7 protein-coding genes are annotated in these 17605 nt (G+C 47.1%); 2 read left to right on the forward strand and 5 right to left on the reverse strand.

Features of this window, described 5'->3' with window-relative positions; all coding sequences use genetic code 11:
* Window positions 1-5: 5 nt before the first annotated feature.
* Window positions 6-422 carry a response regulator gene (locus tag JUB14_RS19335; RefSeq protein WP_310586166.1) on the reverse strand — a complete coding sequence of 139 codons (417 nt, stop codon included), beginning with the start codon at window positions 420-422 and terminating at the stop codon, window positions 6-8.
* 199 nt (window positions 423-621) lie between these two features.
* On the opposite strand from JUB14_RS19335, the gene JUB14_RS19340 reads away from it, so the two are divergent.
* Window positions 622-3423 carry a PAS domain-containing protein gene (locus JUB14_RS19340; protein ID WP_207508458.1) on the forward strand — a complete coding sequence of 934 codons (2802 nt, stop codon included), beginning with the start codon at window positions 622-624 and terminating at the stop codon, window positions 3421-3423.
* Window positions 3424-3568: 145 nt separating this feature from the next.
* Here the strand turns inward: JUB14_RS19340 and JUB14_RS19345 are convergent, their stop codons facing one another.
* From JUB14_RS19345 to JUB14_RS19360, 4 genes are all read right to left on the reverse strand, one after another.
* The gene (locus JUB14_RS19345) at window positions 3569-3997 is read right to left on the reverse strand and encodes a response regulator (RefSeq protein ID WP_207508459.1); all 429 of its coding nucleotides are present in this window, start codon (window positions 3995-3997) and stop codon (window positions 3569-3571) included.
* A gap of 208 nt (window positions 3998-4205) precedes the next feature.
* Window positions 4206-5159, reverse strand: a complete 954-nt coding sequence (locus JUB14_RS19350; RefSeq protein ID WP_207508460.1) for a site-specific integrase — start codon at window positions 5157-5159, stop codon at window positions 4206-4208.
* Between the two features lie 344 nt (window positions 5160-5503).
* Window positions 5504-12280, reverse strand: coding sequence for a PKD domain-containing protein (locus tag JUB14_RS19355; protein WP_207508461.1), 6777 nt, complete (start codon window positions 12278-12280; stop codon window positions 5504-5506).
* A gap of 760 nt (window positions 12281-13040) precedes the next feature.
* Complete coding sequence (locus JUB14_RS19360) at window positions 13041-14228, reverse strand: LacI family DNA-binding transcriptional regulator (protein ID WP_207508462.1); 1188 nt, start codon at window positions 14226-14228, stop codon at window positions 13041-13043.
* Window positions 14229-14598: 370 nt separating this feature from the next.
* Between JUB14_RS19360 and JUB14_RS19365 the strand changes: the two genes are divergently transcribed.
* The gene (locus JUB14_RS19365; protein ID WP_229368029.1) at window positions 14599-17589 is read left to right on the forward strand and encodes a SusC/RagA family TonB-linked outer membrane protein; all 2991 of its coding nucleotides are present in this window, start codon (window positions 14599-14601) and stop codon (window positions 17587-17589) included.
* Window positions 17590-17605 lie beyond the last annotated feature (16 nt).

Genomic DNA, 17605 nt, shown 5'->3' on the forward strand with positions numbered 1-17605 from the left:
CGGAGTTAATGATTAGGTATAGGTTGTTGCTCGCAGAAAGGGGTGGGAATAACCGTATTTAATAGAGCTATTAATTCATTGTAAGAACCGGGCTTGGTGATGAACCGGGCGGAACCAAGCTCAGCGGCCTCATTAATATCTTTTTGGAACGAAGAGGTAGAAAACATAAAAATAGGTACCTCTTTCAGTCTGTCAATTTTTTTGATCTCTGCCAGGCATTCCATGCCATTCAGGTTGGGCATGTTCAGGTCCAGAAAGATGTAGGAGGGTACAAAGTCACTATCCTCCTGTAATATTTCCAAAGCCCGCCGACTATCGGCCTCACCGGCAAAAGCCAGGTTGGGACATACCTCTTTCAGTACAGCAGCAAAAAGATAATGATCTTCAGTATCATCATCAATCAGATAACATAAAGATTTCACAATAAGCCTGTTCTTAGTATTTATAGAATATTTTTATACTATCGGTTACAAATGTACAAAAGCTTACAATTCAATACTAATTTCCTGTCTTCTTGTTATTATTTATCCGCTTAATGATATTTATAAACTTATAATGATATAAATTTCTGCAATAAAATAGCACAAGATACCTGCTTTACACCATCCTATCCACTCTACATTGAAAGACTCTATACCTGTTACGAATCCTGTGGTACAAGGCCTTAGTTTAGACGGTCTCATCGGACCCAGTGGCTTCGATCGGCTTTTTATTGATAGCTTACCTGCACACATCGGCATGGTGGACAATCAGGGTATGATCAGGTATATGAATGATACCTGGCGTCGGTACGTAGTAGCTAACGGATCTACGGACAAGGAATGGATAGGTACCTACTATCCGGCTGTATGCAGGCTAGCTGATGAAGAAGAAGCGCAAAGTGCTGCCAGTGGTATGATACAGGTACTAAAAGGGGAGCTAAGAGAATTTGCCTTTGAATTTAGATGTCCGCTATCTGTTGAGGAGCGGTGGTTTAAGGCACAGCTTACACCGGTTATCAGGGAGGATGTTATTCGGGCGTTGACAATCACGCATCAGGATATAACCGAAAGCAAAAGAAAGGAGCATGTAACACCTCAACCCTCACCTGAAACACAAGAACTCCAGGACCATCAGCGGTTGTATAAGGTAGTGGAAGCGATCAGTGATGGCTTGTATAGCGTAAATGAGCAGTGTATAGTTACCTACTGGAATCGGGGAGCCGAAGCTTTACTGGGATTCACCAATGAAGAGGCGCTGGGAAAAGAGCTCTGGCATCTGCTTCCGGGTACTGATTTTTCATCTATTTTTTCTTCATTACAAAGGGCACTGGCCGAACAGATCACTCTGCAATGTCAAGAATTTAACCCGGTTAACAACCAATGGCTGGAGGTAAGCGCCTATCCATATGAGGGAGGGCTTTCGGTTCTGGTCAGAGATATCACCGCGAGCCGGCAGGCAGAAGAGCAGCTTCGTACAGCTCTGGAGCGGTATGATATAGCTACTCAGGCAACCAACGATGCCGTGTGGGATTGGGACCTTGTAACGGGTGAAATATATCGCAGCGAGGGATTCAAAGACATACTTGGCCTGGATGACTCTGAAATCTTACCTAACGAAGATTTCTGGTTGTCGGTAATTCATCCTGAGGATATAGAAGAATCTTCAAAAAAGATCCAGCAAATCATAGCGGGTAGTGAAATCTATTGGGAGCTCGATTATCGGGTACTCCGAAAAAACGGTGGTTATACCTATGTAAAGGATAGAGGGAAGGTACTTCGGGATGTGGAAGGCAAAGCCATGCGGATGATAGGAGCCATTCGCGATATTTTTCAGAACCACTATTATCTGATGCTGGAAAAGCTGGAGAGGGATGTACTGCAGATGAATGCCATGGGGGAGAAACCACTGGCAGATATACTCAGGCACTACATGCTGGAGATAGAGGTACTGCATCCGGGTATGATCTGTTCGGTGCTTGCATTGCGGAATAACCGGCTGTATAACCTGGCTTCCCCTTCATTGACACTGGACTATCGTCAGGCAATAGAAGGGGCAGAGATCGGAGACAAGGCGGGCTCCTGCGGTACGGCGGCCTACCAGAAAAAGAAAGTGATTGTAACCGATATACAGAGTGATATCCGTTGGGCTGACTATAAAACTCTTGCTGAAGAAGCCGGTCTGGCGGCCTGCTGGTCGCAGCCGGCCTTTGATTCAACCGGAAACGTGATGGCCACCTTTGCCTGTTACTATAGAGAACCGAAAGCTCCATCGCAGCTGGAGGAAAATACAATCAGGAGGACGGTCCATATCCTACAGGTTATTCTGGAGAGCAGCCGGACCGAAGAGGCCCTGAGGGAAAGTAATAAGCGATACGAACTGGTAACGAAAGTAACCAATGATATAATATGGGACTGGGATATCAGGAGTAATAGGGTGTATTGGGGTAATAGTTCGGAATCAATGCTAAGTGTGCAGGAGATCCATCCAATCGATTCGCTTGAGGCGTGGGCAACGAGTATTCATCCCGAGGATGTAGATCGGGTGTGGGAAAGTCATAGTACAGCTCTCCATTCAGGAGAAGCAACCCAATGGAAGGAAGAGTATCGGATGCTCAAAGCCGATGGTACCTATGCTACCGTACTGGACAGAGCTTACCTGATGCGTGACAAGGATGGTACTGCCGTCAGGATGATTGGTGCCATACAGGATATAAGCCTACAGAAAAAGATCGAAGAGGAAAGAGAACAGCTTATATGGGAGTTGTCGCAGACCAACCAGGATCTCCGTCAGTTTTCCTTTATCACGTCGCATAACTTCCGGGCGCCCCTATCCAATCTTATGGGATTACTCAAGCTTATGGACGAGATACCAGTAGAAGACCCTATGCTCGAAGATCTGATCAATGGGTTTAGAGTATCCACTTCCGCACTTAACGACACTGTCAATGATCTGATTGATGTATTGATTATAAAAGGAAATCCCTCAAAAGAGAAAAGTCTGATCAGGTTAAGGGACATCTTTGATAAAATATATAGTCAGATCAGGATTCCTTTGTATGAAGCCAATGCCACTGTAGAATTTGATGATAGTGCGGCCCCACTGGTACTGTTTGACCAGTCGTATCTGGAAAGTATATTCATGAACCTACTGACCAACGCCCTGAAGTACAGATCTTACGAGAGGAGGCTGCGGGTGAATATCACTTCTAAGCTCACTGATGACTCGGTGCTTCTGATATTCAGGGACAACGGCATCGGAATAGATTTGCCACGGTACCAGGACCGGCTGTTTGGATTATACCAGCGTTTCCACGAACGGCCGGATAGTAAGGGGCTGGGCCTGTACCTGGTCAGGTCGCAGATCGAAGCCCTGGGTGGAACGATCGAGGTAGAAAGTCAGGTAGGGGTAGGTACAACCTTCACCATTGCCATCAGGAAATAGATACTTATAGGTTCGTTATCTACTTTGGAATCCTTTAATCAGTAGAAGAAAGTAGTCTAGCATAAGGTCATACAAATGAACCAAACGGAGCTAGTATTCGCCAGGGAGTGGGTGGTAGTTGAAGTGTAACTGGAAAAGTAAACGCTTAAATGGAACCAGCATCCATTGTATTTTTAGTGTCAGTACCCGAGAAAGAATATAAGGCCTCCCGGAGTTTAGCTACAATCTCTTTATAGCCACTTGGCTTTATTATATAGCCGCTGGAGCCTAATTGTTCCGTTTCGACAATATCCTTTTTATAGGAAGAGGTAGAATAAATAATGATAGGTACTTTTTTGAAGCGTTCTATCTTTCTCAGTTCTACAAGGCACTCCTTGCCATCCAGAACCGGCATATTCAGATCCAGAAATATCAGTTCCGGGCAATACTGATGATCCTGTTGTAACCTTTTCAAAGCTCTTACACTACTATCTTCTATATCAAGTACCATTGAAGGCGCTACCTCCTGTAGTGCAGAGGCAAAGAGAAAGTTATCTTCAATATCATCATCTATAAGCAAGCAGTTCTTAATCAAAACACTATCTGTTTAGGTAAATACTTTTAGTGAGTCATGTGCGGATGATATATCGAAGTTAACAGAAACTTAGCATTTAACTTCCTTCTGAAGAAATATGTTTAATTAAAAGATTGAAAGATTCTACAACCGTTATTGCCAGGTCTACTCCAGTAGCTGTTTCATTGATTTTTTAAGATTGTGATAGGTATCTTTGTTGAAGATTCCTTTACAGCCCCAGCTTTTTCCCGGCATTGTACTTTCTGATATCATCCGTACGGGTGTAGCGCTGGATCATAGCAGAGGTTTTATGCTTGGTCTGCTGCATAACTTCCATGTCATCGGCACCGTTAAGTTTGGCTGCCGTTACAAAGGATGCCCGCAGGGAGTGGGCGGAGTACTCAGTCCCCAGGTAGTGCTTGACCAGATTATCTACACTTTTGCAGGAAAGTCGCTCTTCCGTCAGGCGCACCTCGCCATGTCGGTTGCCTTTGCGAAACCGGACAAGTAAGGGACCCTGAGCAGGGCGTAGGGCCAGCCAGTCTTCCAGAGCGCGGATAGGGCATAGCAGCGGGTCGGGGTGAAAGAAAAACGCTTTCTGCTCAATTTCACCGTACTGATTGGTCTTACTCTGACGCATGGTAATAATGAGTCCCTGCCGGGAGAAGGAGAGGTCCTCTATATTAAGGGCTACCAGTTCGGATCGGCGAAAGGCGCCGGTAAAGCCCAGCAGTAGTACCAGCTTGTCCCGGAGTTCGGTGGGATTATCATGTTCCAGTGACTGGATCAACCCCCTGAATTCATCCAGATCGAAGGCCGGAGCCTGCTTTTGTCGAACCCCTTTTACACGACGGATTCCTTCCAGTACCGCCACTACCTGTTTATGCTTGGATGGGAATTCCTGATCCTTGAGGTCGTGCCACTTGCGGATGGCGGCCATGCGCCGCTGAATAGTTGCCCACTTGCATACATCAGCCAGATGAGCCAGGTACGCCGACAGGGTATCCGCTTCGGCCGGAAAGGCACTTACTCCCTGGGCCTGGCACCATTCTACGTAGTGACGGATATCAGACTGGTAGGCACGCTGGGTATTTTTCGCTCCTTCGAGACCAGCCTGTACATATTCAGTAACCTTATCATTATACCGGACCAGTGCCTGCTCTTTCCCTGGGTCTGAAATCATAATCTTGCCGACTAAAAAGATGGATACGGCAATATACTTAATTGTTCGGACTGTTGAATAGCATGTACCTGGTATCTTCTATCTACATCGTATCCCGATAGGAGCAGCAATCGGGGTTGTATTTTAATCTTACCATACCCGGAGCTTCCAGCAGGCGGAGCTCCGGGTATATCAACTGGATTAGATTATCAATGGTGGTAGGGGTACTGACGGTAAAGAGTATAGCTGGAGGAGTATCTATATCCAGCAGGTACGGTCATTAGATACATACTTTCTGGGGTGAGGAATAGGAATCAAAAAAAGGGGCCTGCTGTTTCGACAGCAGGCCCCTTTTCCATACTAGATTAATAAATCTTTAGTAGCTTAAATTGCCTTACTTTTCTGCCAGTGCCGATCTGTAAGAAATAGATTCCCGGTGCTATCTCCTTGCCTAATTGGATAGTTTGTTCGGGCTGTACATCATCTAAGGTTAAGATTATGCGGCCGGACTTATCGCTGAGGCTGGCTGGTAGTTTATGCTCTCCTTTTCCTAGTACATGCAGTGTGAAGGAATCAGTGAAAGGATTAGGATAAATTTGGACTTGAATACCTTCCTTATCGTCAGTACCTTCAAATGACATACGGGGACCTACCGCCTGATTGATAACAGTGAAACCAATGGTTAATTGATTTCCGGTGGTGCCACCGGCACTGGCTCCAGTATAAGGAGTAGCTGTCAAACTATAATCTCCAACTGCTGGTGTCCAGGCATTATAGTTCCCACTGTTATCTCCTGTCATAGCGTAAGGTGCTACGCTCTCTGTGAGCGTCCAGCTCTGGGTGCCACTCAATACAAACTTCACACTTCCTACGGTAGAAGGACTGGTGATGGCCCGGATGTTGAGGTTCTTCGTAGATAGTGTAGCCAGGTTCAGCACGTCATTGGGTACCAGATCCCGGATTGGCTGATCCGTATCAGCATTGATTAGGGTGAAGCTGGCCACCGCCTGCTGATTTGTAGGAGCCGGATTCACCGTTATAGTAACTTCGTCGTAGGCAGTAGCCCCCAGATTATCCGTTGCCGTCAGGCGGAATACGTAGGTACCTGCTACCAGATTACTTGCTGACATGGTAGCCTGGTTGGCTCCCGTCAAAGTAGCTGTGTTAGGGCCGCTCTGCTGGCTCCACTGGTACGAAGCTATGTTGCCATCTGTATCACTGGCTGTACCATTCAGGGTGACGCTGTTGACAGGCAAAGTAATAGCCAGATCGGACCCGGCATTCACCGTAGGAGCCTTATTTGTCGAAGTCTGATTGATTACTTTAAAAGTGATAGTTAAAGGGGTCCCTTCAGTACCACTGGCACCGGTGCCTGTATAGGGTGTAGCCACCAGGGTATGGTCGCCTAAAACTAAGACCCAGGCGTTGTAGTTGCCACTATTATCACCAAACAAAGCATAGGGAGCTCCGCCTTCAGTTTGTGTGTGATTCTGTGCGCCACTCAGTACAAACTTCACACTACCTACTGTAGCTGGATTGGTATTAGCCCGGATGTTGAGGTACTTTGTAGGCAGCGTAGTCAGATTCAGTACATCATTGGGTACCAGATCCCGGATTGGCTGATCCGTATCGGCATCAATCAGGGTGAAGCTGGTGACCGCCTGCTGATTTGTAGGAGCCGGATTCACCGTGACCGTAGCTTCATCGAAGGCAGTAGCTCCCAGATTATCCGTTGCCGTCAGGCGGAATACGTAGGTACCTGCTACCAGATTACTTGCTGACATGGTAGCCTGGTTGGCTCCCGTCAAAGTAGCTGTGTTAGGGCCGCTCTGCTGGCTCCACTGGTACGAAGCTATGCTGCCATCTGTATCACTGGCTGTACCATTCAGAGTGACGCTGTTGACAGGTAAAGTAATAGCCTGATCGGCCCCGGCATTGGCAACGGGAGCAGCGTTGCTGCCACTTATTCCTCCTCCGGTCAGAGATACGGACTTGGTACCGCCTGCCCCTGAATGAAAAATGGTAAGTGTAGCAGATTTATTACCTACTGAAAGTGGTGTAAAATGGAGGTTAATGGTTGCACTTCCCCCAACTGGAATTACAAACGGAAGTGTAAAGGGGGCCTGTGAAGTAAACTCATTACTACCCGAAATCGCTATGCTGGATATTAAAATAGCCTGATTACCACTATTGTTCGTTAGGGTGAGGGTTTTACTACTTGTTGTGGAGGCAGTAATCTGACCAAATGCTACCTCCGAAGGTGAATTTAACTGACTTTGAATCAGAGCGGTTCCGGTTGGAGTGGAGAGACTATTTTTATAGAAAACCTCCTGCGAACTTAGCTCTGGTGATCCTCCCTGCCCGCCGGAGCCAGCTACGATATATATGGCCCCGTTATTAACAATAGCCTGCGTAGCATGCCTTCCCTGTTGCATGTTGGCCAGGCGTTGCCAGGCGTTGGTGGACGGATTATAAGACTCAGTATCGTTATGAGCCTGTGGCTGTGAACTCTCACCCCCAATAACTACTAATTCACCTCCCAGGACAGCCGCGGTGGAGGCCCCGCGTTGGGTTGGAATCGGACTGGACAATGTACTCCATTGACCTGATCCAAAATCGTAAACATCCACTTCCGGTACTGTAAGTGAAAATACTTGACCTGTATTAGCCGAGGAACGTCTGCCCCCGGCAGCGTATAGTTTATCACCGATAGCAGCAGCATGGAAGTGATCTCGGGTACGAGGCGCGTTGGGTAGTACTTTCCACGTACTAGTGGCAGGATCAAACTCATCAAACCATTCTACATAGCCATTATTATGTCCCTTCGTATTCCCACCCACCATGTATATTTTGTTGTTGCGGACTATAACTCCGGCGGCCCCGCGTCGTCTGTCCGCTGGTATGTCGGCTCCAACCAGCCATTGGTTAGCTTTAGGATCATAAATGTAGACCTGTGGTACGGGCGTTTCGGCAGGATACCCTCCGGTAAATGCTCCTACTACATAGATAAGACCATCCAGTGTAACCGCCTGGAAGTGGTGCAGTTCAATGGGGGTTGAAGCCGCGTTGGTCCAGGTTTTAGTAACGGGATCGTACACTTGAACCGGCTTAATTCCGCGCCCGCCCATCAGGTAGAATTTATCCCCTGCCTGAACGTAGGCTCCTTCGTGCCGTGCACTGGGAGCTCCCGAGCTGGGGGCAATCGTTTGCCAGGTCCCAATGTTGGCAGGCGTAACGAACGCAATCAGGAAGCTGTCGCTGGCGGTACCTCCCTTTCCATCATTGGCCGTGACTGTGATAGCTATATTGCCTGAACTTCCCGCGGGAGGAGTACCGCTGAATGTGAGGTTTGAGCCGTTGAAGCTTAACCAGGCAGGTAATGGCGTACCATCAGCCAGACTAGCTGAATAGGTAAGTCCATCAGCATCCGGATCGGTAAATGTATTTTCGGCAAATGCAAAGTTAAATGACGCACCTACCGTAGCACTCTGATCCATGATGGCATTGGCCACAACAGGAGGCTGATTGGTAGTGGCCGATGCAGGTACTATCTCAATAGCCGACACCTTAGGGTTATCGGCGCTACCCATACCGAATACAATATTCAGGGTGCCGTCACTTACATTTACCGTAAAGGTTTCTTTTACAGCTTTTAAGGCACCTCCGGCTTTGGTTGTGATATCATATTCGGTCAGCTTTCTAGCTCCCTCGATATCTACGTTAAATCTACGTATACCCGTACCGCTTACTCCAAAATAGATTTCAGCGAAGTGCAGGACCACATTATAAGTACCACTGCTTACCGGTACGTTATACGAGAAACTTCCATAGCGTTCGGTCTGATAGAGTGCATCATCCGTGGTATTTTCAATGGCTTTTCCACTTTCCGTGTACGTACTGCCCCCACTGAAATTGCCATCAGCCGCAAACTGTCGATTGTTGGAAGCCATGAAGGCTCCACCTCCCGAATTGACTCGTAGTGTAGTGGTTCCTCCGCCACTCGTAACCGTTACTGTTACCTGATCGGGACTACTGGCTGCGCCCTTATTATCTTTTACGGTTAAACTAAATACGTAGGTACCTGCTACCAGACCGCTTACTGTCGGATTTGCTATGGTACTATTGTATGTAGCCGTAGTAGGTCCACTGGTTTGAACCCAGGCATATTGATCTACCGTACCGTCCTGGTCTGTACCTGATCCTTCCAGTACTACACTGGTGGCGGGAAATGTGACTATTTTATCCGGTCCGGCGTTGGCAACCGGTGGTTTATTGGTAGGTGCTATACTTACGGTTACCGTTATTGACTCTTCGTCGAATAAGGCCGGTGTACCACTGTCCGTTACTTTGATAGTAAAAGTAAAATCGCCCGATTGCGAAGGAGTCCAACTAAATGCGCCCGTCTGAGCATTGATAGTAGCTCCAGTTGTACCGGATACGCTATAAGTAAGGGTTTGAGCGGGAACATCGCTATCGATAGCACTGGCAGTAAAGGTTAGAGGCTGTCCAACGGTAGCTGTCTTGTTGCCAATGGCCGCCAGGACTGGTGCTGTATTGGTAGTAGTTGGGCTATCTGTTTTGATATTTATAAAATCCCAGCTCGCTGTGAAAGGAGTGGACCAGAAAGAAGTGGAGATAATTCCTACGGCCATAGCGGGTGCTCCCTGTATAGCATTCAGTAAAGGGCCACCTACCTGAATGGCAGGTCCCAGGTTCAGTACCTGACCGCCATCCTTTGCGTACCTGGCCTGTACCATTCCCGTTGCTGGATTCACCGACAGGTACAGGTCTATTGTCCCTGTTGGCAAGCCACCTGGTAGTGGATATGTGGTGCTGCTGGCAATACCGCTATTCTCATAAAGAACCTCGATTCCTCCTGCGCCACCATCTGCCCCTAATACTATCTTGAAATAGTTCTCCTGATCACCAGTACCTATAAATATTCCCTGGGACTGATAGTACTGTGGTGTCTGATTATTGAAAAAAGGTCCCAGCAGGCGGGTTTGTACCGTAAAAGGGGGCGTACTGCTATTGACATTTACCCCAAACTGGAATCCGTTTTCCTGGTTATTGTTAGTTTGGTAGGGGTCGCCGGTACTTACATTTATTATTGAGAGTGCCCCGACTGCCCCACCGGCGATGAGGTTTTCAACCTGAAATAGATCCTGGTAATTAATATTCTGTTGCATGGGTAACATAAGGCCAGTAAAGCCCAGCCCAAATAAACCTGTTCCCGGGTGGTTGTTGAGCATGTCATACTCAATAGGTAGGTTGGTGGTGGTACCATTCTGAGCATCCAAAGAGAAATAATCACTATCATCCGGTAGACCATCATTATCATCATCGGGGTCGTTAAGGTCCGATATCAAGTCTCCATCAAAGTCCTGTGGTCTGCTAGCTGCCGAGCAGGGGTTGCTGCCGTTATCAATTTCGTCGGCGTTGGTGAAGCCGTCTCCATCGTCATCGGCACTGTTATATTGAGCACTGCATCCGGTACTAACGGGTTCTGGTTCAAAAACAAAAATGGAATTCTCAAGATAACATACGACCCATACTGTACCCGGAAAGATGTCATTATCTCCCTGAGTCGTTATGTCCAGGGGTTGACCACCAAAGTTGGAGGCAAAGGGCAGGTCCTGGTTAAGCTTTTTGTCTCCCCGGCTGTTGGTAACATCCGTTCCTGACTCATTAAGAGAGATTTTCTGTATCGTACCATCGAAGGATGCGGCTAGCAAATGTCCCTGCAGTCCACTATTGAAGTTAGAGGCTGTATACTCGGCGATGCCGTTGGTAGAATTGAACCAGGTTAATAAAGCATTGTCGGTTTCACCCGGGTTCTGATAGTCCCCTTCTATTGGATGGGCCATATCCAAAGGCACTGGTGGCCAGTCGGCTGGTAAGGGTTTATTACCCGATTTAGTGGTTCGCCACACACCACTACTCCCATCATGCGTGTATAAGCCTGCTCCGGCAGGGTTGGCTCGTATAGGGTTGGGGTGTCCTCCGTAGAAACTACCCGGTACATACGTGTCCAGATTTCCTATATAATGCAGATTGTCCCGATTATTAACCTGCGGATCGTTAGGGCCCGAACCGGTAGAGCCTGGCTCACCTGACACATAGTTGTTGGTAGCAGTACCTACGCCCTCACTAGCCGGATGCCCGCCCCAGCCCTGATTGGCTCCGTTATCGATCACGTACATGCGTCTCGATTTACCCGGTGTTTTTGTAATGACCAGGTCATATCCGTTACGAAATCCGGTAGCAAACACTTTCACGGGTCCTCCCGGAATAACCTTTGCCTGATTCAGTCCATCGTTTCCTCCAAAGGGATCACCCGCATCCGGATTACCCGCTCTGGTGGGGTCATCAAGCGTAGGTAGATCATACTTATATTTAGTGTTACCACTACCCTGGGTAGGTAGTGCTTCAATAGCCGCCAGATCAATGGACAAAACTGCCGTAGTCAGTGCATACTCGGATGCATAGGCAAAATTCGTAGAAGGTGACCCCGCATTGGTATTCCCACCCACTATAACATACAGGGTATTCCCATCCAGCTGCATACCATTATTGGAATGGTTCTCTTCCGAACGGGGCAAGCCTCTTATCAGGTCAACTTTGTCCCAGCCTGAAGCCGTTTTGGTCAGTTTTGAAATAATACCTGAATTTGTATCCAGATTCTGATCACCCGATGGACCTCCTATCCGGCTATCGCTCGAACTGACATACAATACGGGTACTGTGGGTGTGCCTGTTACAACCAGACCTGTAACCTGACGGGTTTTGATATGCGGGGCCAGCGTACCATCATCATTATGATTAGGAATCTCGTTGATTAATGAAATTACCTCTTCGTTAGTAATGGTGTAGTTGTTAGAAGAATTTCTGACGATAGTGAAGACCTTGATCTGCCCGTACTGCTCTGATACATACAGCCTGCCGTCGGGCCCAAATTGAAGTGAAGTTGGAAAACTTAAAGAAGCGGAGATACCTACACGGGCACCTTTATTTTCTTTCTCATCTTTAAGTCCATTAAGCTTGCTAGCTTTAAAGCTGAACTTTGAGTTTTCCAGTAATTTACCTTTTAAGTTTTCCTTCGGGAGCTTCGCTTCTTTTTTCTTTAACGTTTGCTTGTGCATGTACTGGTCTCGATTGGGACCCGTACTTTGTCCCCATGAAGTAGAAATAGTGCACAAGCAAAACAGGAAATAGCTTACTAGAATAAATGTTCTTCTGAAGAAGTAAACCTGTTTATACATAAGGTTAGATATAATTGCGTGTATGACACGAACTTACCGTGTCATCTATCTAACTCAAAGTAAAAATTATCTAGTGGTATCTGTAATTTTGACTAGTAGTCACCAGGTAAAAAGCAGATACTTTAGGCCGGTTGTGAAAAGATTCAACGATTAATTAAAGTACATGGCTCAACGTTACATTTAGAAAAGGTTAAGTCAAAGAAAGTAGTTGGGCATGAATACAGACATCCAGATAGGCTCCTTTTTTTTTAACTGTCTTTATAAGATAAAGTGCTACTGAGTTGATAATAGGTAGTTGAAGTGACTAAACTACTTTCTGTATGCTGCGATGGAGTACTAGCTGACATACCTGCTTGGCTTAATGCCAAATTGCCGCCTGGCAATGTTGGGTCAGCTATCAACATACTGGTGTATGGAGGTGCCGAAGCTACTGAAGTAATTACAGGTTGATTGTTAGCTGGTATGGCTATCTCGTTGTTTATATTTATCATCGTCAATCTATATAAGTAAAATGAATGAGCTTACAGGATACATGTTTACTATATAGTGAAAAGTGTAAACAGCTAGATACAAGAATGGATTTTCTCTGCAGCTGAAGTACACGTATATAAGTTTAATGAATTTATAGCACTGCTATTTATTAACTAAATAAAGATTCACGTAAGCCTCTGACCGATGATCCTCGAATAATAAGCTCCGTTTCCAGTACTCTTGTCTCAGGTACCCATTGCTCTTCCTCTTCACTAATAAGTTTGAGTATCATTTCGGCGGTAATTCTGCCAATCTGATGGGTAGGCTGTCTGACCGTGGTAAGGCCATTACCGATGTGCGCAGCAATGGGGTCGTCACTAAACCCTACCACCCCCAGGTCTTCTGGTACTTGTAATCCGCGGCTTTTAGCCAGAATCATGATTTCAATGGCAGTAGGGTCATTGACGGCGAAAACAGCGTCCGGTGGATGAGCCATATCCAGCAGGTACTGGCCGTAGATTCGTGCTTTCTGATGAGTCAGATCGCTATGTATGATCAGCTCGGGACGGATCTCAAATCCATGCTTTTGTAAGGCTGCCGTATAGCCCCTGAGACGCTCCTGACTGATTACCAGATTGGGTGGTCCTCCCAGGTGAGCGATGCGCTGGTACCCATTCTGAATAAGGTGTTCTACGGCTTTGAAGGCACCACCAAAATCATTGACAACTACCTTAGGGCCATCTAGTTCGTGACAAACCCTATTAAAAAACACGATGGGTATACCTCTTTTGTCCAGTGCTTCAAAATGCTCGTAGTTATTGGTCTGCAGGCTCAATGAGGCAATCAAACCATCTACCCGATTAGCCAGCATGGCTTTAGTATTTCCCACTTCCGTGTCGTAGGACTCACTCGACTGCATAATGATCAGGTGATAGCCTGCCTGTGTAAGTACCTCCTGCACCCCCACGATCACATTAGGGAAAAAAGGAGTAAAAAACTCGGGTACAATGATGCCAATGGTATTGGTCAGGCTTTTGACGAGGCTGTACGCCAGTTGATTGGGCTGGTAGTCGAGCTGCGTGGCGGTGTCCAATACCAGCTGGCGGGTTTCGGGACTAATATCAGGATGCCCGTGTAGCGCCCGCGATACCGTAGAGTTTGAAACCCCCAGAGTACGGGCTATATCAATAATAGTTGTCTGGTGGCGTCTGCGCCGGGTGGAAGAGGAGGCTGATAGGTTCGGTACGGGGATGGTAAAGTAGTAATTACACTCTTTGCACAGGTAGCGCTGCCTGCCCCTGATGTAGCCGGCTTTCATGATCTTATCTACCTGTTTACATTTTATACACTGTATCATCTACATTGGATTATTTTAATAGATAGGGGTGAAGTATGGTCGGTGTGTCCTCAGATACCTGCTAATGTACTACTTTTTAAATTATCATATTTATAGCTCCTATAATTATATATCGGTAACGTTTGCGCAAACGTTACCGATAGTTTTTGACTTTATTTGAGATTTTGTAGCGCTATTTTAGCCTTGCACTGTGGGTAGCTATCCTTATATTCGACTACAATATCAATAAAAGGTCAGGCAAATCAGCCTGCCTTCTGTATTGTGAAGCTATTGACTGCCTATTTCTAAACCACCTACTAATTGTATTTTATTAATAAAATCCTTAATCAGTACATGTATGTATAAATATCTATTCAAAACTTTTTTGCTGATGCTACTCTATATAGGAGTAGCGGTAAAGCTTCAGGCGCAGGACGTAGCTATCAAAGGAAAAGTTACGGACGACAAGGGAGAAACCATTCCTGGTGTAAGCGTAACGGTGAAGGGTACGCAGCGGGGAACGATCACTAACGTAGACGGAAGCTATTCGGTCAATGCGGCGCCCGGTGCAACGCTGGTGTTTTCTTTTCTGGGTTATATGAGCCAGGAGGTGCCGGTCAATAATCGTTCTACTATAGAGGTAACGCTTAAGACCGATACCAAAGCACTCGAAGAGGTGGTTGTGGTAGGCTACGGTACCCAACGACGGGTAGAGACAACGGGCTCTATCGCTTCCGTTAAGTCTGATGAACTGACCCAGCTACCCGTTACCAACGTAGCCCAGGGCCTTCAGGCGCGGGTCTCCGGTGTGCAGATCAATCAGAATACCGGTGCGCCCGGAGGAAATATCAGTGTCCGTATCAGGGGTACAAACTCGATCAATGGCAACTCAGAGCCGCTGTACGTGATTGATGGGATTCAGATCTCAAACGGAGGGGGAATTAACGATGTGAGTCCACTCTCAACTATTAACCCCAATGACATTGAATCCGTAGAAGTACTGAAAGATGCTTCGGCTTCGGCCATTTACGGGGCACGGGCGGCTAACGGGGTAATACTTATTACGACCAAGCGCGGTAAAGCGGGTGTAACCCGGGTATCCCTAGACAGCTACTACGGCGTACAGCAGGCAGCCAAAAAGCTGGATGTGCTGAATGCCTCTGAATTTGCTCAACTCGAAAATGAAACCTTCAAAAATAACGCCTATCCTGATCCGGCTTCGCAGGGTGAAGGTGTAAACTGGCAGAATCTTATCTTCCAGCAGGCTCCCATACAGAGTCATCAGCTAACGATCAACGGGGGAAGTGAAAAAACGCAACTGGCGCTATCAGCCAACTACTTTAACCAGGATGGTATCATTATCAATTCCAATTTTAAGCGTTACTCCTACCGCCTGAATGTAGATCATAAGATCAATGACCGCTTCAAGGTCGGGACGAGTATTCTGGGAAGTATGACGGTCAATAATGGTATAGAAGCCGGAAGTACTACCATTGGAGACGCCGGCGTCGTAACCGGTAGTGTACTGGGTGCCGCCATTGGTGCGCCCCCGACGCTACAACCCTATCGTCCCGACGGATCGATTTTTCCTTTCGGAGAACAGGGCAACGGTCAGTATCGCGAAGTAGTAAATCCCCTGAATTTTACGGAAGTCCTGCGTCAGAGAAATATCAAACGGACGCTGATCAACCTGTTTGGCGAATACCAGATACTTACCGGCCTTTCGTACCGGGCCTCTTTCAACGCTGATATCGATGACCGGCTGCACGACTTTTATTCTCCGATTTCTATTATTAACCGGGCGGATATCAATGATAACTCGGGCTCCGCTTCGAAATACAATTCAAATTTCATGGGCCTGCTGCACGAAAGTATACTTTCGTATAACCGCAAAATTGGCGAAGATCATAGCCTGCGCTTTACCGGAGTATTTGCTACGCAGGTGGAGAACTTTAATGACAATTCTATCAATGTCACTGGTTTTCCGAATGACGCTACCCGCAATGAAGCCCTCCAATTGGGCCTGAACCGCAACGTAAGCAGCGGCCGTTCACAGCAGCGCCTTGACTCCTACATGGGTCGTATCAACTACGGCTTCCGTGACAAGTACTTCCTGGACCTGACCGCCCGTGCGGATGGATCCAGTAAGTTTGGGGCTAATCACAAGTATGGTTTCTTCCCGGCTATCTCGGCCGCCTGGAGACTAATCGAAGAGCCTTTCCTGCGGGATGTAAACTGGCTGTCGGACCTTAAGCTGCGGGCTAGCTACGGCATCACGGGTAACGCCGGTGGTATTTCTCCCTACCAGTCACTGGCTACGGTGGGCTCAGGAGGGGGCTATAATCTTAACAATACCTACCAGACGGCCATTCGTCCGTCGGGCATTGCTAACCCGGATTTGCGCTGGGAGAAATCAGCCCAGTCAGACATTGGTTTGGATATAAGCCTGTTCAACAACCGTATTTCAGTAATCATGGATTACTACCACAAAAGGACCAATGACCTGCTGTACGTAAAGACGCTGCCACTCTCATCGGGTTATTCCAGCATTACAGGTAATTACGCTTCACTGGAAAACAAAGGGTTTGAATTTTCAACCAATGCCATCATTCTGGATGGTCCGGTTCGCTGGTCAGTATCCGGTAACCTGACGGCCAACCGCAATAAGCTGCTGGATCTGGACGGGGGTACTACTCAGGAACGCTTCATTACCAACTACTCCATCCTGAGCGTAGGGCAGCCACTGGGGGTATTCAAGACATACGTTTTTGATGGTATCAACCAGACTGGCGAAGCAATAATACCGGGTTACGATGGCCGGGTAGGCGGTCATAAAGTAAAAGACCTGAACAACGACGGGGCTATTAATTCGCAGGATCAGATTGTCACTGGCAACCCCAATCCAAACTTTATCTTTGGAGCATCTACCAATGTAAACTACAAAAACTTTGATTTCAGTGCCTTCCTGTCGGGCTCACAGGGCAATGATATTTATAATGTGAGTCGCTTATCGTTTGAAAATCCGCTCGGACAACGTAACCTGTTCAAGGGCGTTGTTGACCGATGGACGCCTACTAATCCAAGTAATCAATACGTTAGTGCCTCGGTAGCGGGGCGTCTGCCCATCACTGATTATCCCATGGAGGATGGTTCATACGTACGTCTGAAAAACATTACTCTTGGCTATACACTACCAGCTATTAAGGGTATTAGCCGGGCGCGCATTTATGTGAGTGCTAACAACCTGCTGACCCTGACTAAGTACAGTGGATTTGATCCGGAGGTGAATACCTACGCCGGTTCTAACACGGCAATTGGTATTGATAACCTGGTGTATCCACAGGCCAAGTCGTTCCTGGGTGGTATTCAAGTGACATTCTAATCTGACCCTTACTAAA

The sequence above is a fragment of the Telluribacter humicola genome (assembly GCF_017355935.1).
Lineage (GTDB): Bacteria > Bacteroidota > Bacteroidia > Cytophagales > Spirosomataceae > Telluribacter > Telluribacter humicola.